We start from the raw sequence: 20303 nt of genomic DNA on the forward strand, positions 1-20303 counted from the left end.
CAATGGGGTAAAAAAATGATTAACAAATTACTTAATGATCGTTCATATCATATTGAATTTAACGGCCATCTGACTAATCATGTTAAACATGCTGTTATAGCGCTTCATGGCTTAGGGATCAACGCTGGCAGAATTAAAGACTATTATGATAATTATGCTAAATTGACGCCCTATGGTATGGGGCTTGAATCACCTAAAACATTAAAGCATGTGATAGATAGGACGAACTGGCAACATTTCTTGGGTAAAAGAACAAGTTATTCTTCTTACTGTGATTATTTTGAAGAAGAAATTAAAAAGAAAGGGATTGAACAGGTATTACAAGAATATATGCCGACTCTTTGGCCTGGATGGGCTGGTGCATTAACTCACGGTACAATCCATTTAGGTTGGGCATTGGATATCGATCATCCCTGGATGATTATTGAAGGGCTTGCTTACATGGCATTTTCGTATGTGCCTTGCCATTCAGAGAGCGCTTTTACTGATAGTTCTCTAAACGATAAGAATGCTTTTGATTCTATATTGAGAATTTCAACACTGTGGGAAAAGAGAAAAGTAGAATTGACCGATTGGGTGAATTCGTTGATTGATAATGAAGATTTAGCCGATACAGATTTAATACATCCTGAATTAAAAAGATCCGGCCTTCAATATCGTATTGCTCGCCTCTTGATGCAAGGCCATCCAGAAATATACCGTTTGCCGGTTTGGATAGAGACACAAAATGTAGAAGAAAGTTGGGCTCAATTGTTCTATGTCGTGACATTGATTTATCTCGCTAAACCCGGTGATTTTTTGCTTCTTCATTTAGTTACTTCGTTGTTTGCAATGAAAAAGATCGCTGCACGTTTGCCTGCTGATGAAAGTAAAAATATTATTAAAGGTTATTGGGTTGGTATGTTGTGCATTCTGTTCTCAACAACTGACTTATCGAAGCCTGCTAAGTTTTCTGTGCTTAATCAGGTTTATTCTTTCAGGCAAGACGAAATGACTTATTCTCTCTGGGAGCAGGAGTGGGCGCATATTATTGCAAGGGCATTAGAGGAAGAAGAAGAACATAATCCGAAACTTGTTTATGTTATGCATCAATTGTGGAAAGAATATGGTTTAACTATTTATAGGGCAGCAGCAAATCAATTTACAAGTACGCCTTTGCTTCCTCCTTCTTTCGAAGAATTACCGATTGAGTAATAAATTGGCTATTAAGATTTTATTTAATGGAGATAATGATGAGTAGTATATACCCAATAGATTTCAAGTTGCAGCGCGGCGGCAAATGAATGCATCCCCAGGAGCATAGATAACTATGTGACTGGGGTAAGTGAAAGCAGCCAACAAAGCAGCAAGTTAAAGGATGAAGGGTATAATTTATTATCGTGATCAGATAGGTAGATTTGATCACGAAACTACGAATAAATATTCTAATATCACCAGTGAAAGTTATGATCGTTTTATTTACGGAGAGTGTTGAATAATCAAAATATAAATTTTTGAATCTCATCATCTAATAAATTAATCTTTTTAGATAATCTTTAAGGCATTAACCTGCCGCAAAGAGTGTGCCTTTGTTGACGTCATTTTATTGAATGATTTTAATGAAATATAAGTCATAAATCATGAGTAAAAAGACACTTATAGTTTCGTAGATAAAATGTCATTTTTAACTACGAAGACATTCATTTTATTTTTATATAAAGTTATTGAAAATGTTAGAAAATAATATTACACAATGTGATTTAATCACTGATGTTGACTTTAAAGAAAAAGCAATAACCTTGATGGATATGCTTGAGAGTCAACTTATTAAACGCCAGGCAGGTAGGTATGTTGTTATTGATAAAGAAGAATCACTCAGCTACGCTGATTTCTATTTGAAAGTGAAAGAGATAGGGTATTGTTTGTCAGAAATTAGCTCAAAGAATTCGGTGGGTATTGGGCTTTTTTGTGACCCTTCTATAGATTTAATTTGTGGTGCATGGGGTATTTTATCAGCGGATAAAGCCTATTTGCCATTATCGCCTGATTATCCAGCTGAACGCCTTAAATATATGATAGAAGATTCTGGCATTGATGTGATTTTTACGCAATCGCATTTAAAAGGACAGCTACAGGATATTGCACCAAAATCAGTATTAATTGTGACACCAGAAGATGTCGCTCTGACTATAAAAACACGAACAATAGAAGATATTCTAAACACGGCTCAAGCCCCCAAATCTACCAGTCTGGCTTATATTATTTATACCTCTGGTAGTACGGGTAAACCAAAGGGAGTCATGATTGAACATCACAGTATTGTGAATCAAATGAGGTTTCTTGCAAAAGCGTTTAGGTTAGGATCTCACTCTCGGATTTTGCAGAAAACGCCAATGAGTTTTGATGCTGCTCAATGGGAAATTTTAGCACCTGCAATCGGTTGCCCGGTGATTATTGGTCCTTTAGGGTGCTATCGTGATCCGGATGCAATTATCAAAACTATTCTTCAGCATCAAGTAACGACTTTGCAATGTGTTCCTACTTTACTACAAGCGTTACTGGATAATCCTAATTTTTTGGATTGCTTATCATTAACTCAAGTATTCAGTGGGGGAGAAGCACTGACAACCAAATTAGCCGCGCAATTTTTGAATAGTTTTACGCATTGTGAATTAATTAATTTATATGGTCCAACAGAATGTACGATTAATTCATCGTATTTCCGGGTGACAAATGAGACTTTGCCGAATTATCAAACGTCTATTTCAATTGGTACACCTGTAGATAATACAGAATACTATGTTCTTGATAGGAACAGATTACCTGTGGCTGTTGGAGAAGTTGGCGAACTTTATATTTCAGGTGTTCAGTTAGCACGTGGCTATTTGCACAGGCCAGAAATGACAAAAGATAAGTTTATTTTTAATCACCTTGTATCCGGAATTCAACACCAGCAGTTATATCGAACGGGAGATCTGGTGACCAGAGGGGCTGATGGTAATACTTATTTTGCTGGTCGGGTTGATAGCCAGGTCAAGTTACGAGGTTACCGTATTGAGCTTGATGAAATACGTCATGCGATTGAAGAGCATAGCTGGATAAAAACGGCGGCAATGTTAATTAAGAAAGATGCCAGAACGGGTTTCCAAAATCTTATAGCCTGTGTGGAATTGGATGAGAAAGAGGCTGCGCTGATGGATCAAGGTAATAGTAGTTCTCATCACAAATCAAAAGCCAATAAACTACAGGTGAAAGCTCAACTTTCTAATTCGGGTTGTCGAAGTGAAGAATTGTGTAAAAATCGTACTGAAATCTTACTTCCTTTTAAAGAAGGGGAGAAAAAGCAAAGAGAATCTGCATTTTGTCGCAAGACATATCGTTATTTTGAAGGAGAAGAAATAACGGTAGAGAAATTAAAAACATTGCTGACAGCCACTAAATCGAGTGAAATTTGCTCTTTGCCACTGAGTCATTTAACCCTCAAAGATTTTGGCTATGTGTTGCGTTATTTTGGTCAATTTACCAGTAATCAACGTTTATTGCCCAAATATGCCTATGCTTCACCAGGTGCTCTCTATGCGACGCAAATGTATTTTGAATTGCATAACGTTCTCAGTTTGGATGCGGGGATTTACTATTATCATCCAGTGACACATAAGTTAATAAAAATTTCAACATTGAATCGTCGGCAAAAGCCAACGATAAAAGTGCATTTTATTGGAAAGCATGAAGCCATTGAACCCATTTATAAGAACAATATACAAGAAGTTCTGGAAATGGAAGCGGGTCATATGCTGGGTCTCTTTGACGATATATTGCCGGAAATCGGCTTAGGTATTGGTGAAAGTGAGTATCAAGCTGAATGCCCTGATTGGTATGATGGTGATATTCAGGATGATTACCTCGGTGCATTTGAAATATGTAGCTATGAAAATCGATTGCTACCATTTGATACTGATATTTATTTACAAACACATGATAATAAAATATCTGAGATGCCGTGTGGTTTATATCACTTTTCTAACGGAGAATTTGTACGAATAAGTAATGATATTGTTAGGAAAAAGGATGTTATCGCGATTAATCAGCAAGTTTATGATCGTTCCAGTTTTGGTGTGTCAATTATTCCACATTGTGTCCCTGAATGGCATTATTATATTACACTGGGTCGTCGATTACACGCGTTGCAAAGTAATCAATTGTGTATTGGATTAATGTCATCAGGTTACAGCTCTAAGAGTAATAACGATTTACCTTCGGCGAAAAGGATGCGATCTATTCTCAATGCACTTGATCGACCCATGGCGGCATTTTATTTCTGCATAGGTGGAGGTATTAGCCAGGAGCAATATACTTGTGAAGGCATGAAAGAAGATGTTGTTCATATGAAAGGGCCGGTTGAGATCATTAAAGATGATCTTTATCAACAACTTCCTCAATATATGATTCCAAATAAGGTATTAGTTTTCGATAAATTACCTTTGATGGCTAATGGAAAAGTAAATTACCAGTCTTTGTCAGAATCAAAAGTCATGGAGGATATCTCAACACAGAAACCATTAGTGCCATTACGTACAGATACTGAATTGAGGCTTGGAAAAATTTGGATGGAAGTGATGAAATGGGATTCAGTGTCTGCTCACGATGATTTTTTCGAAAGTGGTGGTAATTCTTTGATGGCTGTTGCTATGGTTAATAAGATCAATGTGGCCTTTAATATTTGTTTTCCGCTACAGATACTTTTTCAATCTCCTAATATAGAAGCATTGGCTAAATGGATTGAACAAGCAGATTCTAAAACAATATCAAGATTAATTTTATTGAATCAAGCAAGTGAAGATCCCATTTACTGCTGGCCAGGTTTGGGCGGATATCCTATGAGTTTGAGGTTGCTTGCCAATAAAGTTGTCCCTGGCAGGGCATTTTATGGAATACAGGCACATGGGATAAACGAGAGTGAAATACCGTTTTCATCTATCCAGAAAATGGCAGAAGAAGATATTAAAGAGATAAAGAAAATACAGCCAGAAGGGCCATATACATTATGGGGATATTCATTTGGTGCCAGGGTAGCATTTGAGGCTGCGTACCAGCTTGAACAAGCTGGAGAAGAAGTTAAGGTGTTGAACCTGTTAGCACCGGGATCTCCTCATCTTAATATGACGCAAGAGGAATATCATGATCAAGGAGCTGAATTTACTAATCCGGCTTTTGTTCAAATACTTTTTTCTGTGTTTGCCCGTTCGATCAATAGCCCAATGGTTAAAACTTGCTTAGAACAGGTGAATAGTGAAACGACATTTATTAACTTTATATGTAGTCGTTTTAAAAACTTGGAACCATCATTAGTAAAACGTATCGTTAGGATTGTGACTTTAACTTATGATTTCAGGTACAGTGCTGATGAGCTTTATCGCCGATATCTAAAGACGCCTATAACTATTTTCAAGGCGAATAAAGATAATGATTCATTTATTGAAAAATCGGATGTGGTTTCATCAATATCGCCTAAAATAATTGAATTAATATCGGATCACTATCAACTGTTGGAAAATGAAGGTGTTGCTGAGATTGAGAAAATAATCCAGCAATTTTAAATTGCCAGTAATATAGAAATGCAATCCGTAAGATGTAACAAGTCGATATTAATAGATATATTTAGAAGATAATATTAAGAGAATTAAAAGGTATATAACATGAGTATCAGTAATAGCGCTCCACTTAAATTCAGCCTTGAGGTAAAAGAAGCACTTGATTCGGGAAAACCGGTTGTTGCTTTGGAATCCAATGTGATTACACATGGCTTGGATTATCCTGATAATGTCACAACAGCTAAGAGTGTTGAGCAGGCTGTTCGTAAAAGTGGGGCAGTACCCGCAACGATAGGAATAGATAATGGTGAGTTTTTAATTGGGATGTCAGATGAGCAAATTGAGAAATTTGCTACAGCATCTCACGTTCCAAAAGTCACGAGTCGAGATCTTCCGGTTGTGTTAGCGAGTGGTGGAATGGGGGCTACAACGGTGGCATCGTCGATGCTTGCAGCAGAAATAGCGGGTATTAAGTTCTTCTGTTCTGCGGGTATTGGTGGTGTACATCGAGGCGCGGAGACGAGTATGGATATATCAGCAGATTTGACTCAGTTAACGCGTTCCCGTGTTGCTGTAGTCTGCGCTGGCGCAAAAAATATCCTCGATATTGGATTAACATTGGAGTTTTTGGAAACGTGGAATGTGCCAATTATATCCTATCAATCGGATGATTTTCCTGCATTTTACTGCCGTTCCAGCGGATTCAAAAGCCCACAACGTCTTGATGAACTCGCTGTAATTGCTAAAGCTATTGAAATAAATTGGATGTTGCCGGGAGGAAAAGGGATATTAATTACGACGCCAACCAAGCCTGAGGATGCGATAGATAGTCAAAAGATTGATATGATTATACGAGAAGCGGTATTAGAGGCTAAGAGGAATAATATTGTTGGTAACTCGTTGACAAAGTATCTGATGAGAATGATTGACCGAGAAACCGATGGGGTCTCTGCGAAAGCAAATATGGCTGTATTAGTTAATACCGCAGAAGTTGCTGGAAAGTTGGCGGTAGCCCACGGCTTTTATGAAAATGGATATCAGTTTTAAAATATCGCAGTCACTGAACCTACCGCCTCTTTTGGGAGGTAGGTAATTTGTGTTTTTAATAGTCCACGGTTGGCGACTAAGACACTGAACTTGAGTGGATAAATGTTTGTCAGGAACAAACCTATTTCAGTGGGTGTTGGGTGACTCACCTTGTCAGACGAAATTGACTCCAGCAGATCCCAAGCCGAGTAAGTTAATTTTCAACTTATCACCAGCATTAATTGGCACCATTGTGGCGAGAGAACCAGAGAGAATGATTTCTCCACGGAGCAATGTCATATCCAGCGTTCCTAGCATATTCGCTAGCCAGGCAACTGCGTTGGCTGGATGCCCCAGTGCAGCGGCACCAATACCGGTGTCAATCAATTTACCATTTTTTTCCAGCGTCATTGTGATGGTAGCTAAATCAATTTCTGATGGCAGACGGGTTCCATCACCAATGATAAATAAGCCTGATGAGGCATTATCGGCGACGGTATCTGTGATTTTTATTTTCCAGTCACGGATACGGGAATCGACAATTTCGATGCAAGGTACGACATAATCTGTCGCTTGCAGCACATCTGCAACCGTGATACCCGGGCCACGCAAATTACGTTTCAAGATAAAACCAATTTCACCTTCAGCTTTGGGGGCAATTAATTGTTTAACGGATACAGTGGAATTATTTTCGCAATACATATCTGAGGTGAGAATACCAAAATCTGGTTGGTCTACGCCCAATAGATCCATAACCGCTTGGCTAGTGATACCGATTTTTTTACCAACAATTCGCTCACCGGTTGTTTCCAGACGATGAGCAATAACTTTTTGCTGGATAAGATAAGCATCGTGTAATGTCAATTCTGGATAATTATCGGAAATTGGAGCGATAGCTTGATTGTTTCGCCATGATTGAAACAGTTTTTCGCTGAGGTGGTTTATTATATTATTCATCGGTTGTTGCTCCAGGCCAGGCGATAAAAAGTGACATTCCGATTGGAATATCACTCGTTTGAAAGAGGCGTTATTTATTGCCATTTAGCAGAAAATCAATATGAATTTGGTTGAATGTGTCCGGATCTTCATATTGAGGCCAGTGACCGCACTGTTCCATAACAACAAAACGGCTGTTTTTGATCAGTTTGGCAAGCCGTTGCCCCACAGAAACTGATGCTGTTGGATCGTGGGTTGTCCATAATACCAGCGTTTCAGCCTGAATTTGCCTCAGTTCATTTTCGGTCAGGAGGTTACGTAAACGGGTATCCATATCTTGCAGGCACATGATGCTTTCCATTGCGGACAACATATCTGGTTGACGATAAATAGCAAAACGGGATTCAACCAGGTCTTCTGTCACGATAGCCGGATCTTCCATCAGGAATTCAAGGCGTTTGCGAGTCGCTTCCCGATCTGGGTTTTTCACTGCATTCAAGCTTAGAGTACGCAGGCGCTCCATTACATTTGGATCAGCAATCATACCACCCGCGGTATTCAACACTAGGCGGTGAATGTATTGTGGATATTTTGCAGCGAACCGGGCTGCAACCCACCCACCCAGAGACTCACCAGAAAGATGAATTTTCTCCAGATTTAATGTTTCGATAAGATCCCGCAAGTGTTCTACATAATCGGCAATTTCATAGGCACGGTCAGGTTTATCCGTGAAACCGTGTCCCAACATATCAATTGCTAGTACACGAAAATGGGCGGCATGAGGCAGAATATTGCGCATATAGGCTTCAAGATGGCCTGCAATACCATGTAGGAAAATCAGAGTAGGGCCATTGCCAGCTTCAAGAACACGAGTTCTTATCCCTTTTACATCAATATAATGCAGATGAATTTCACCACTAGCAATTGCAGACCAAAGAGAACAGAACTCCGGTTGTACGGGTTTATGTTGAAGATTAGTCGATATTGACACGTGATATCTCCTTTATTTTCTTTGAGTTAATTCATTATTAATATAACGGTGGATAGAAATATTCACTAATACTTAATATGTCTGGTCTTAAATGTGAAAACGATAACTGTTATATTTATAAATATTTATTCTCAACAACATCTATTAAATGTGCTAATAATTCTGATTTATTGTCTTTTCGCCATGCCATTATTATATCTATTGTGGGTGAATACCCTGATAATGGCCGACAGACAACGGCATCTGTCATAATGCTAGTGATATAAAATGGCACTATTGCACATCCTAAATTCATACTGACCATATTTAAAATTAATAAAAGATTATTAGCTGTCTGAATCGTGTTAGGGACAACATTATGTTCAGCAAAATAGTTTTCTATAATCTGTTGTAAGATACCGGAATGTATGGAATCAGTAGCAATAAAGTTTTCACCGTGTAAGTCATTGACTGAGATTTTTTCACAGTATCTTAACCTATGGTTAGCTGGCATCAGAACGACCAGTGGTTCATTAAGAATAACTTTAAAATCAATATAATCACTCTCTATTGGTGGACGCATAAAAGCGACATCAATATCACCTTGTAATAATTTCTCTTCTTGTCCTGGTTGAAATAAGCTGATGAGTTCTACTTTTGATCCAGGATGAGAAAAACGAAATGTTGGGATAATTTCAGGTAATACTTTAACTTCGGCTGATGGCACAAATCCAATGGTTAACACAATTTGTTCTTGGGCCGCTCTGAGAGCCATTTTTTTGGCTTTCTCTGCGTTATCAAGAATAATTCTGGCCTGTTGTAGGAAAACTTCCCCAGATTTGGTTAAAGAAACTCTGCGTTTGTTCCTTTCTAACAACGTAGATCCGATATAATCCTCTAAATCTTTTATTTGCTGACTTAACGAAGGTTGTGCGGTATGCAACTTTTTCGCAGCTTTAGTAAAATTTAATTCTTCTGCTACTGCAATAAAGTATCGTAAGTGTCTTAATTCCATTGCCGTTTCCTCATATATCGAAAAAAAGTCTTAAATTAAACAAACAATGTATTTCACAAAATATTAATCTATTAATAGCATTCATTTTTCATGTTGGCAAAAAGTCAACCTTTCTTTTACATAAGGATCAGATAATATGACATTGAGCAAAAATTCAGATATCTACCGCCTGATTGATGCCCGAGCTGGTCGTGTAACTCCTCAGATTTATATCGATCCTGAACTCTACCAATTAGAACTTGAAAGAATATTTGGTCGTTGTTGGCTATTTCTGGCTCACCAGAGCCAAATCCCGCGTCCGGGCGACTTTTTTAATACTTATATGGGAGAAGACAGTGTTGTCGTTGTCCGCCAGAAAGATGGTTCCGTTAAAGCCTTTCTAAATCAATGCCGTCACCGTTCTATGCGGGTTTGTTACGCGGATAGCGGCAATACTCGCGCGTTTACTTGTCCTTATCATGGCTGGGCATATGGTGTTGATGGGCGATTAGTTGATGTTCCGTTGGAAGCGCGAGCTTATCCGCATGGGCTTTGTAAAGAGAAATGGGGTCTTCAGGAAGTGCCATGTGTGGAAAGTTATAAAGGGTTAATTTTCGGTAACTGGGATACCACGGCACCGTCCTTGATTGATTATCTCGGTGATATGGCTTGGTATCTTGATGGTGTACTTGATCGCCGTGAGGGAGGAACAGAAGTCATTGGCGGTGTACAAAAATGGCTCATCAATTGTAACTGGAAATTCCCGGCTGAGCAGTTTGCCGGCGATCAATACCATGCTTTATTTAGCCATGCCTCTGCTGTACAAGTTTTAGGGGTAAAAGAGGGGGACGATGAAAAAGCATTAGGTGCTGGTCAGACTGCACGACCCGTTTGGGAAACAGCAAAAGATGCGGTGCAATTCGCTCAAAATGGTCACGGCTGTGGATTTTTCTTGACAGAAAAACCGGATGCCAATGTTTGGGTTGATGGTGCTGTTGCCCGTTACTACCGTGAAACCTATACCGAAGTAGAGCAACGTCTGGGGAAAGTCCGGGCATTGCGTCTTGCGGGTCACAACAATATTTTCCCGACACTTTCCTGGCTGAACGGTACCGCTACTATGCGGGTTTGGCATCCACGAGGGCCAGACCAAGTGGAGGTATGGGCATTTTGCATTGCAGATAAAGCGGCTTCTCCAGAGGTAAAACAAGCGTTTGAAAACAGTACTACTCGTGCATTTGGCCCATCAGGTTTTCTGGAACAAGATGATTCTGAAAATTGGGTGGAAATCCAGAAGGTACTTAAAGGCTACAAAGCTCGTAACAGCACGTTGTGTCTGGAAATGGGACTGGGACGAGAAAGGGTGCGAAATGATGGAATTCCAGGTGTGACCAACGATGTTTTTTCTGAAACTGTAGCCCGCGGCATGTATCAACGCTGGGCTGACTTACTCACCAGTGAAACTTGGGATGAGATAGAGGAAAAGAGTCGGGCTTATCAGCAGGAGTTGGTTAAATGAAAGAACTAATCATCAATAAAGAAAAGCGGGTAACGTCAGAGCTGCATTATGAAATAAGCCAGTTTCTGTATTACGAAGCAGCTTTACTGGATGAATGGCAATTTCGTGATTGGCTTGAGCTGTTATCAGAAGATCTCAGCTATACCATGCGCACTATTGTTAATGCACAAACCCGTGATCGCCGCAAGAGCATCCAACCACCAACAACTTGGTTATTTAACGATAATAAATTTCAGCTTGAACGCCGAATTGCTCGGTTGGAAACCGGTATGGCGTGGGCAGAAGAACCGCCGTCCCGCACTCGTCATTTACTAACAAACTTGGTGATTACTGAAACTGATTCGCCTGACCAATTTCATGTTCAGTCCAACTATCTGTTGTACCGTTCACAAAAAGAGCGAGATGAAGCTTTTTATGTCGGCAAGCGGTTGGATTGTGTTCGCCGTAATTTGGAAACCGGTAGCTGGTTAATTTGCCGACGTGAAATTACCCTAGACCAGGCGGTTTTAACTTTCCATAACTTGAGTGTTTTATTCTGATGAGCCAGTTATTTGTATGTACTGTTGAAGAACTGCCCGATGGAGAAGCGCGTAAGGTTGAATACACGCCTGATATTGCTCTTTTTCACTATGACGGTGAGTTCTATGCTGTTGATGACCGGTGCAGTCATGGTAATGCCTCTATATCCGAAGGGTATCTGGAAGACAATGCGACAGTTGAGTGTCCACTGCATACGGCCAGCTTTTGTCTCAAAACCGGGAAGGCGCTTTGTCTTCCCGCTACAGAACCATTGAAAACGTATCCTGTTGTTGTTGAGGATGGAAAAATCTATATCACAGTAGCGGAGGAGTAATAATGAGTTGGCTTGAAGATCAGGTCATTTTATTAACTGGCGGCGGTTCTGGTTTGGGATTGGCTTTGGTAGAGCGTTTTATCGCTGAAGGTGCCAGAGTTGGTATACTGGAATTATCTGCGGAGAAAGCGGCTGCCTTGGTTCATTGTTTTGGTAAAAGTGTCTGCGTTATTCAGGGTAATGTTGTCTCTTTTGAAGATAATGAGCGGGCAGTGACTGAAACTGTCCGATGTTTTGGCAAACTAGACTGCTTTGTTGGTAATGCTGGCATTTGGGATCACAAAATTAGCTTGCTTGATGCATCAGCAGAACAGATTGACAAAGGGTTTGATGAACTGATGGCTGTTAACTTGAAAGGGTACATTTTAGGCGCTAAAGCTGCATTACCTGCTCTGACAGCATCAGAAGGCAGCATGATTTTTACGCTGTCAGGTTCGTCATGGTTTTCTGGTGGGGGTGGTGTGCTGTATACCGCTAGCAAACATGGAGCCGTCGGGATGATCCGTCAGTTAGCTTATGAATTGGCGCCGGTTATTAGAGTTAATGGGGTTGCGCCTTGTGGTATGCCAAGTGATCTTCGAGGTCCTGTAGCATTATCCCAACAAGATCAATCCGTTATAGATAGCTTGTCCCCGGAAATTATCGGTGCGATTTTACCTCTGCAATTCACCCCTCAACCGGAGGATTTCACCGGCCCGTATGTCATGCTCGCTTCTCGTGCAAACAATCGCACTTTAACCGGTGTCATGATAACGGCTGATGCAGGGCTAAGTATCCGTGGAATTCGCCAGGTTACAGCGGGAGTCATGTCACCAGATAAGAAGAGGAATTTCAGATGACCATTAAGTTGATTTGTACCTCACACACGCCTTTGATGGATTTTTGTTCTCCAACTGAGACGACAGAAAAGCATGCTCGGCAGGTTTTTCAGCAACTGGCTGAACAGGTAAAAGCATATGATCCACAGTTAATTGTGATTTTCGCACCTGACCATTTTAATGGCTTCTTCTATGATCTCATGCCAGCGTTTTGTGTTGGAGTGAGGGCGAATGCTGTGGGGGATTGGGATATTGGTAAAGGGCCACTAAATGTTCCTGAAAACACAGCGAAAGAATTAATTTCTGCCTTATATAACGCAGGAATTGATGTTGCCCAATCCTGGCGGATGCAAGCTGATCATGGTTTTACTCAACCCTTGATGTTGCTTTGTCAGGATTTACAGCATTATCCAACCATCCCAATATTTATTAACTGTGCGGCCAGGCCATTACCTGGGTGCCATCGTGCAGTTGCGTTGGGCCGCGCAGTTGGTCAGTTTCTGTCTACTACAGATCAGCGGGTACTGCTGCTCGGTTCTGGTGGTTTATCACATGATCCACCGATATCGCAGATTGGACAGGCTTCGCCACAAGTTGAGGAATTCTTGATAGCAGGCAGAAATCCAACAAAAGAGGCTCGTCAGAAACGGCAAAGCCGAGTGATTGCGGTTGGAGAAGCGTTGGTTCGTGGCGAAAATGTTGCTGTTCCATTGAGTCCCCAGTGGGATGACGAATTGCTGAATACTTTTTGTAGTGGAGATATACAGCGCCTTGCTTCATTAACGGATGAAGCAATCGACATTCAGGGTGGTAAAGGGGGACAGGAGATTCGCTGTTGGATTGCGGCTTTTGCAGCGCTTTCTGTTTATGGTGAATATCAGGTACAACGGCATTATTACCAACCTATTCGGGAATGGTTGGCTGGGATGGCAATGGTCAGCGCTCAACCGGTGGCTTAAATAGGAGCGTAATATGCGAGGTCAGACTTTTATTATTGTCGGGGCTGGGCAAGCGGGAGCTATGGCTGCCGCAACCTTGCGACAGCAACAGTTTGATGGTGATATTATTTTAATTGGTAAAGAATATCATGCGCCTTATGAGCGGCCTACCTTATCAAAAGAGTATCTGACGCAATCGGAAACAGAACCGAAGTATCTGTTCTCTGAAGAATTCTATCTGAATAACCGGATAGATTTGCGCATAGGTCAGCCGGTCAGCCATATTGTCCCATTGGAACATTGCGTGGTTATGGAAAATGGTGACAAGCTCAGGTATGACAAACTCCTGCTTACAATGGGGGCGAGAGCCAGGCGGTTTCCGTTACTCGATCAACTGGGTGAAAATGTTTATACCTTGAGAACATTGGATGATGCGCAACGTTTACGCCAGGCGGTGAAAGAAGGTAAACGGGTTTTAGTTGTCGGTGGTGGTGTTATTGGTATGGAACTGGCGGCAACTTCTCGTGAACTGGGTGCAAACGTGACAGTTATTGAGCAGGCTGATAGTGTCATGGCACGTTGTGCCCCTCCGTTATTGCAGGACTATCTTTTGTATCGTCATCAAGAAAAAGGGGTTCAATTCTTCCTTGATACCAATATTGTTTCCGCGCAAAAGCGGGGTGGTGAATTAGTTCTGATGTTGAACACTGGAGAAACGGTGATCGGGGATATCATTATTTATGGTATTGGTGCCGAATTCAGGGATAAGCTCGCGGTTGATGCGGGTTTGGTTACCAATGGGGGTATTGTCATTGACGATCACTGTCAGACTTCTGAGCAGGATATTTTTGCAGCCGGAGATGTTTGCCTCCAGAGAGAACCACTGACCGGTGAACTCCAGCACCGCGAAACCTGGGAAAATGCTAACCGCCAGGCGACTATTGCCGCGCATGCCATGATGGGGCTGGAGCCTCCGCAACTAGGTGCTCCGTGGTTCTGGACCGATCAATGGGGCATTAACATTCAAATGATTGGTAAAATGCAGGCTGAAAATTGGCATATCAAAGGTGATTTGCAATCAGATAAAGCCATTTTGATCGGTACAGAAAATAAAATCTTAGTAGGTGCTGTTGCCATCAATCAGGGAAGGGAAATGCGGAATTTACGGAAATTACTTGCTAATCCTACGGTTGTTTCGGTTTCGGTGTAATATTTGAATAGCTAGCTTGTATATAAGTGGTTTTATTATTGAATTCGGTGACCGTTTAGATGGTCACCGATTATACTCAATTAAGGCAATGAACTATCTTACAAGTAACGGTTTTATTACATACCCATTTTCTGTCACTCGATTTTCTCCGACAATAATCTTAGTATCAGGTAAAACGAAATATGAATATATGATTTTTAGCCTTCTGACTGACATGATATAACCACGCCAATCGTCGACAACCCAAGGATCTTTGGAACCTCCAGGAACTATAGTCACATAATCGTCGGACACTTTGTATTGTGCTTGATCAGTGCTCCAGTAGTTAATTGCAACTTCAATTATGTCACATTTCGTATTGTTGGTAACGTGAATCATGCCCATATTACAACTCCCTTACTATTTCAATCTGATTTCATTAAGATTTGATTTATTAGGATGCTGTTTCGGACTAACAACATTAAATATAAATGAACTAGCTTACCAATAAAGGTCTTATCACATACTCATTTTCTGTTACTCGATTTTCTCCGACAATAATTTTGGTGTCAGGTAAAATGAAATATGAAGCTGTGATTCCTAACTTTTTGACTGACATGATATAACCGCGCGAATCTTCAACAAACCAAGCAGCCCTAAAATATCCAGGATTGATATTAAAATAATTGTCGGACACTGTGAATCGTGCGTAATCAGTGCTCCAGTAGTTAATTGAAACTTCAATCGTATCATTTTTCGTATTGTTGGTAACATGAATCATGCCCATATTACAACCCCTCACTATTCCAATCTGATTTTATTAAGATTTGACTTATTAGGATGTTGCTTTGGACTAACAACATTAAGTGTAGATGAGAAAATCCTATTTAATCTGATATTCTTTATGGTTTTCATTTCATAAAATAACTGATCACTACAATTAATATTTGAAATAAATTATCAAAGCAGTTTTTAATTTAAACTATCGGATGATTTATTACGGTTTGAAACGAGTTAAATTTTTTCAAACCGTAATGTTTATTTAAATGCTATAATAACTCCAGTATTGTCCGGTTAGTGTTTAATAACATAAAGATCTTTCGACGATATAAAACCGAGAGGGCTGATATAATATCCGCCAATATAAGGTTTTACCAGTTTGGCACTAACATAATGGTAAATAGGAATTGCTGGAATATCTTTTGCCAAAATATTCTCTGCTTGCTGAAAATATGTTGGATCATTTGTTGCCTTAGCTTTCTGGATCAGGTCATCATAAATATCATTACTATATAATGAGGTATTATTAGAGCTATTGGTAACAAAATTATTTAAAAACGATGCTGGATGATCATAATCAGCCATCCATGCATGTCTTACGACATCAAAATTACCTTGATGCATTGTATCTAACATGGTTTTCCATTCTTGATTTAGTAAAATGGCATCTACCCCTAGATTTTTCTTCCACATTGAGGACACTGCAATAGCAATTCTCTTATGATCTTCTGATGTATTATAAAGAAGATTAAATTTCAACGGGTTATTTCTATTATAACCGGCTTCATTCAATAACTGCCGGGCTTTTTCAATTTTTTTCGCCAGTGTCCATGATGCATAATCAGGTTGTTTTAAATCTATTCCACTTGTATTTGGCGGGGTATGATTATAAGCAGATTTTTGACCTTGCCCTAATACCTTATTTGCTATGATATTTTTATCTAAAGCTAAATTTAATGCCTGTCTGACTCTAACATCATTAAAAGGTGCTTTCCGGGTATTAAATCCATAATAGTAAACACCTAATGTAGGTGAAATATGAACCTGATTGCCTAATTTGGTTTTTAAAGAGTCAAATAAAACTGATGGAATGCTTTTTGTTATATCTATTTCTCCCGATAAATAGCGACTTACGGCTGCTGTTGCTGATGTTATGGCAAGATAAGTGACTTTATTAATAACGGTATGTTCATTGTCCCAATATTGTTGATTCCTGACTCCAACTATCTTTTCATTGACAATCCATTCCGATAATTTAAATGGCCCGCTGCCGACAAACACATCCGGTTGAGTCCATTTCTCACCATATCTTTCAACAGCTTTTTGACTGATTGGCACCATAACCGGATGGGCCAGCATCTGTAAGAAATAGGATAGCGGTTGTTCTAACGTCACTTCTACTGTTAAGTTATCCAATGCTTTTACACCTAATTCTTCAGTTTTTTTCTTTCCAGCAAGAATATCTCTGGCATTTACAATATGCATGTTTTCAATATAACTGCCATATGGAGATGCTATTTGCGGATCAATTAAACGTCGCCAACTAAAAACCACATCATGCGCAGTAATCGGTGAACCATCAGACCACTTTATTCCTTCTTTGAGATGAAATACCCATATTTTATTATCTTTAGTTTCCCAACGGGCAGCTAAACCAGGATGTAACTTTCCATCACGTTCTATACTGATTAATCCACTAAAAAAGTCATTGATAATATCAAATTCAACATCACTTTCAACTTTATGGACATCAAGAGAAGCGGGTTCTGAACTATTATTACGGACAATTTCTTGATTAATTGCCAATTGTGTGTCTGGTGGAATAATTGCTGCATGAGATAATGTCAAACTCCCAATTATTATTCCTGTGAATAAAGATATATTTCTTACCGCCTTTTTCATCATAATTTCTCCAATAAGCTCACATTTTTTAGAATTTAAACTGCAAATTGAGCAATACCTGATATTTGCTTTTCTGTAAATTACTCTGTCTAGGTAAGTAAACAGGGATAATTATAGATATACCCGTTATCTTTCAAGTTGCCTCTTTGTCGGCTGCACTCACTCACCCCGGTCACATAGTTATCTATGCTCCCGGGGATTTGTCCCATTTTATAGTAGAGGCGGTGCGGTCACACATATTGGAGCTGACCGCGGAACAGATTAAGGTTTCTAACGCGGATATAAGCGAAATGGATCTAACTTCGATGGTAGATGAGGCTCTGGACTGGGCGCGTAAACACTGATAAAAGTTGTTCTTGATTGATATCAGTTGATAAGGAAAGGGCAGATTTTTGATCACGGTACAGGTGGATAAGATTTGCATTGGTTAACGATTGTATGTATATTTTTTGTATCATCAGTCGTTAATATGAGGTGCATTATGCAAGTTTTATATAGGAGAACCAGTCTTGATAGTAACGTGGCGGTTTCTCATCATGAGTACGATGATGCAGATGCAGCGGCTGATCGCCTTGAGAATATCGTAAAAGAATTGGCAAATAATATCCGTAGTCAAGGTAATGCTGGTATTAAGCGTCAGTTAGCGTTGCCGGATAACCAGTTTCTAGTCAGCATGTTGTTTCAGGCTATGCCGGCGTGGGCGCTGTCTGAACTGACGCCAGAAAAGAGAAGGCTACTCAACCGTGTGCGTAGTCGCGCGCGTTTTTTTGACAATGTACGTGAAAATGGCGGGGTGTTAAGTTCTGCTGAAGTAGCAAAGCTGTTGGGTGTCAGTAAGGTAACGGTTAAAAAGAAAAAGGACACCGGTAAATTATTGGCTCTTGAACAGGATGGTGAGTTTATCTATCCCGTTTTTCAGTTTTCAGATGATGAAAGTAAAAGTGAAAAAGGTGTGCTGAAAGGAATGGCGGAGATTCTACCTCACCTGAGTCGTTTCAGCGGCGTGATGCAGTACGGCTTTTTCGCGCAGAAACGTAACGTGCTGGATTATCGCCTGCCGGAGGATCAAGAATTCACTATCATCGATATACTGCGAGAGGGTATTTCGGATGATAAACTTCAGGCAATTATTCGCTTGGCTAAGTTATTTGGTACTCAAGACGCCGCATAATAAAAAAAGGGTAACTGCTTCTTTTGCTAGTTACCCATTCTGTCATATTACTGGAATATCCAGGTCGTTCACCAGAATGTCTTCGGCTATTTCCCCTTCGTACTCAAAATCTCTAAGCACTTTTAGCTCTGCGGTGTGTATCACGCCTTTACCCGATGGATCGTTATGCCAAAGTACTACGCAGGGTTCGAGTGTGACATTAGACATGTAGACTAGCCCGTTTGCGTGTGGTAACAGCTTCGCGGCGAGCTTCTGGGTGTTCCGATAGTCTGTTCCAGTTGGTTGATGGGCGGTTACGTGCATTTTCGGCGCAAGCAGGGTAATGTCCACAACGCGCAAGTCCTTTTCTGTCACCAATGTAACCATGTGGTATTCGTCTAGTTCTCGGTCTGTAATAGCTGGCAGGTTTTGAAATACCTCTTTCATCGATGTTCTCGGTGAGTTGGCTAGATACAGGCTGCCATTTGAACCGTTTGTTAGCCCGTATCGAGAGTGTTCCCCGTTGTGGTTAAAGAACACGCCACTGCCTGCATGCTCACCCTCTTGCAGTCGATAAAAAACCGTGCCGGCTGAAATGGTGATGATGCTTTGTGTGATTTTATCGATGGTGAGTGTATTGATCTTCTTTGCCACCGAATCGGGGGTCTCACCTGATTTTGTTACCATTGAACATTCCTTTATTCCTGCCTGTTTCAGCTATAAGTTGTCTCCGGTCTGGTTACGACAAAAGTGTAACGCCGGACATTTGTCCAGTAACTAAAAGTGTATTATAGAAAAGGGATCGCACAAGGGGGGACGGTACATGTTTTGATAAATAAAGTTAAATATGAGACCTAACCCGCTCGGGGGGCGTAACGACAACTTGAATTTACATTGATGACAACCTGTATGAAAAAGAGAAAGGATATGGTGATTGTGTTTAATAACGCCAGTAGATTTTTCGACGATGTAAAATAAGATTGGCTTATATAATCTCAATTGATATCAAAATAATCTCGATATATTGTAATTAACATTGTTTCTTATTCTTGATTCTGTAAAATAATATCCACACTCAGACTTATCTCTATTTAATTTGTGGCAGAGAAATTATTAATAACAAAATGGAATAATAAATCAATTATCAAGATTTATATTGATGATTGATTTATTACATAATTATACTATTGTTTAATTAGCAGGATAGGTTTGTTTTCTGAAAATATAGGGATTACATCAACCAACTGCAAATCAGTAGATTTCTCTATATCATTAATTTGTGATGTCATTAAAGAAATTGATAATGATGAATAATAAACAACTGTATTCCACATGAATACTATAGGGTAAGATTATGCCGCGTGTGAGAATTCCGATAAGATATAATCTAAGTCCGATAACAATTCGGGCATGGATGGAGAAGTGGGGAAAGAAATCCGGAGTAAACTGGGGCGTAGATTGGCGTGAGGTTGATTATAGAGGGAATGAAATTATAATTCCTTTTAATGGTGGAAATGTCGATGAGCTAAATAAAGTGATTAAAGAAGATATGTGTTCTTTTGATAATACTATTGCAGAATTTGAATTTGTATCTGATTAATCAATCGTCCTTTAAAAGGGAAGTCGATCACTAACTTCCCTTTTATTTAAAATACTAC

At 39.9% G+C, this 20303-nt stretch carries 18 protein-coding genes and 1 pseudogene; 13 read left to right on the forward strand and 6 right to left on the reverse strand.

The window, feature by feature from the left end; all coding sequences use genetic code 11:
- Nucleotides 1-15: 15 nt before the first annotated feature.
- From C5469_RS02835 to C5469_RS02845, 4 genes and pseudogenes are all read left to right on the forward strand, one after another.
- Nucleotides 16-1194 carry a questin oxidase family protein gene (locus tag C5469_RS02835; protein WP_166302054.1) on the forward strand — a complete coding sequence of 393 codons (1179 nt, stop codon included), beginning with the start codon at nucleotides 16-18 and terminating at the stop codon, nucleotides 1192-1194.
- A 593-nt stretch (nucleotides 1195-1787) separates the two neighbouring features.
- Nucleotides 1788-3032 (forward strand): annotated as a pseudogene (locus C5469_RS24680) (amino acid adenylation domain-containing protein); the annotation flags it as partial.
- 1479 nt (nucleotides 3033-4511) lie between these two features.
- On the forward strand, nucleotides 4512-5576 hold the full coding sequence (locus C5469_RS24685) for a thioesterase domain-containing protein (RefSeq protein ID WP_479687568.1): 1065 nt from the start codon (nucleotides 4512-4514) through the stop codon (nucleotides 5574-5576).
- Nucleotides 5577-5675: 99 nt separating this feature from the next.
- Entirely contained in the window at nucleotides 5676-6617 is a 942-nt protein-coding gene (locus C5469_RS02845) for a pseudouridine-5'-phosphate glycosidase (protein ID WP_166302060.1), read from the forward strand.
- A 153-nt stretch (nucleotides 6618-6770) separates the two neighbouring features.
- Here C5469_RS02845 and C5469_RS02850 read toward each other — a convergent pair whose 3' ends face one another.
- The 3 genes from C5469_RS02850 to hcaR all read right to left on the reverse strand — a co-directional run bounded on the left by C5469_RS02850 (nucleotide 6771) and on the right by hcaR (nucleotide 9517).
- Nucleotides 6771-7553: a fumarylacetoacetate hydrolase family protein gene (locus tag C5469_RS02850; protein WP_166302063.1), complete on the reverse strand. Its 783-nt coding sequence runs from the start codon at nucleotides 7551-7553 to the stop codon at nucleotides 6771-6773.
- 70 nt (nucleotides 7554-7623) lie between these two features.
- On the reverse strand, nucleotides 7624-8523 hold the full coding sequence (locus C5469_RS02855) for an alpha/beta fold hydrolase (protein WP_166302066.1): 900 nt from the start codon (nucleotides 8521-8523) through the stop codon (nucleotides 7624-7626).
- Between the two features lie 115 nt (nucleotides 8524-8638).
- A complete protein-coding gene (hcaR, locus tag C5469_RS02860) occupies nucleotides 8639-9517 on the reverse strand; it encodes a DNA-binding transcriptional regulator HcaR (RefSeq protein WP_166302069.1) in 879 nt (292 codons plus the stop codon).
- Between the two features lie 136 nt (nucleotides 9518-9653).
- Between hcaR and hcaE the strand changes: the two genes are divergently transcribed.
- From hcaE to hcaD, 6 genes are read left to right on the forward strand one after another with little or no spacing between them, the layout of a single operon-like run.
- Nucleotides 9654-11015: a 3-phenylpropionate/cinnamic acid dioxygenase subunit alpha gene (gene hcaE / locus C5469_RS02865; RefSeq protein ID WP_166302072.1), complete on the forward strand. Its 1362-nt coding sequence runs from the start codon at nucleotides 9654-9656 to the stop codon at nucleotides 11013-11015.
- Nucleotides 11012-11554, forward strand: coding sequence for a 3-phenylpropionate/cinnamic acid dioxygenase subunit beta (gene hcaF, locus C5469_RS02870; protein WP_166302075.1), 543 nt, complete (start codon nucleotides 11012-11014; stop codon nucleotides 11552-11554). Before hcaE ends, hcaF begins: the two co-directional genes overlap by 4 nt.
- Complete coding sequence (gene hcaC / locus C5469_RS02875) at nucleotides 11554-11868, forward strand: 3-phenylpropionate/cinnamic acid dioxygenase ferredoxin subunit (RefSeq protein ID WP_054476473.1); 315 nt, start codon at nucleotides 11554-11556, stop codon at nucleotides 11866-11868. The genes hcaF and hcaC overlap by 1 nt, the downstream gene beginning before the upstream one ends.
- A 2-nt stretch (nucleotides 11869-11870) precedes the next feature.
- The gene (gene hcaB / locus C5469_RS02880; protein WP_166302078.1) at nucleotides 11871-12707 is read left to right on the forward strand and encodes a 3-phenylpropionate-dihydrodiol/cinnamic acid-dihydrodiol dehydrogenase; all 837 of its coding nucleotides are present in this window, start codon (nucleotides 11871-11873) and stop codon (nucleotides 12705-12707) included.
- Nucleotides 12704-13645, forward strand: a complete 942-nt coding sequence (locus C5469_RS02885; protein WP_166302081.1) for a 3-carboxyethylcatechol 2,3-dioxygenase — start codon at nucleotides 12704-12706, stop codon at nucleotides 13643-13645. The genes hcaB and C5469_RS02885 overlap by 4 nt, the downstream gene beginning before the upstream one ends.
- 13 nt (nucleotides 13646-13658) lie before the next feature.
- Nucleotides 13659-14834: a phenylpropionate dioxygenase ferredoxin reductase subunit gene (gene hcaD / locus C5469_RS02890; RefSeq protein WP_166302084.1), complete on the forward strand. Its 1176-nt coding sequence runs from the start codon at nucleotides 13659-13661 to the stop codon at nucleotides 14832-14834.
- 475 nt (nucleotides 14835-15309) lie between these two features.
- Here the strand turns inward: hcaD and C5469_RS02895 are convergent, their stop codons facing one another.
- Both C5469_RS02895 and C5469_RS02900 read right to left on the reverse strand, forming a co-directional pair.
- Entirely contained in the window at nucleotides 15310-15600 is a 291-nt protein-coding gene (locus C5469_RS02895; RefSeq protein ID WP_166302087.1) for a hypothetical protein, read from the reverse strand.
- A gap of 287 nt (nucleotides 15601-15887) precedes the next feature.
- Nucleotides 15888-17498: an ABC transporter substrate-binding protein gene (locus C5469_RS02900; protein ID WP_166302090.1), complete on the reverse strand. Its 1611-nt coding sequence runs from the start codon at nucleotides 17496-17498 to the stop codon at nucleotides 15888-15890.
- A 197-nt stretch (nucleotides 17499-17695) separates the two neighbouring features.
- Between C5469_RS02900 and C5469_RS23460 the strand changes: the two genes are divergently transcribed.
- Both C5469_RS23460 and C5469_RS02910 read left to right on the forward strand, forming a co-directional pair.
- A complete protein-coding gene (locus tag C5469_RS23460) occupies nucleotides 17696-17839 on the forward strand; it encodes a ribbon-helix-helix domain-containing protein (protein ID WP_278249742.1) in 144 nt (47 codons plus the stop codon).
- Between the two features lie 137 nt (nucleotides 17840-17976).
- Nucleotides 17977-18666 carry a hypothetical protein gene (locus C5469_RS02910; RefSeq protein ID WP_242689378.1) on the forward strand — a complete coding sequence of 230 codons (690 nt, stop codon included), beginning with the start codon at nucleotides 17977-17979 and terminating at the stop codon, nucleotides 18664-18666.
- A 42-nt stretch (nucleotides 18667-18708) separates the two neighbouring features.
- Here C5469_RS02910 and C5469_RS02915 read toward each other — a convergent pair whose 3' ends face one another.
- On the reverse strand, nucleotides 18709-19332 hold the full coding sequence (locus C5469_RS02915) for an RES family NAD+ phosphorylase (protein WP_166302096.1): 624 nt from the start codon (nucleotides 19330-19332) through the stop codon (nucleotides 18709-18711).
- A gap of 667 nt (nucleotides 19333-19999) precedes the next feature.
- On the opposite strand from C5469_RS02915, the gene C5469_RS02920 reads away from it, so the two are divergent.
- Nucleotides 20000-20245, forward strand: a complete 246-nt coding sequence (locus C5469_RS02920; protein WP_166302099.1) for a hypothetical protein — start codon at nucleotides 20000-20002, stop codon at nucleotides 20243-20245.
- The last annotated feature ends 58 nt before the right edge of the window (nucleotides 20246-20303 follow it).

The organism is Photorhabdus cinerea, assembly GCF_011189575.1.
Taxonomy (GTDB): domain Bacteria; phylum Pseudomonadota; class Gammaproteobacteria; order Enterobacterales; family Enterobacteriaceae; genus Photorhabdus; species Photorhabdus cinerea.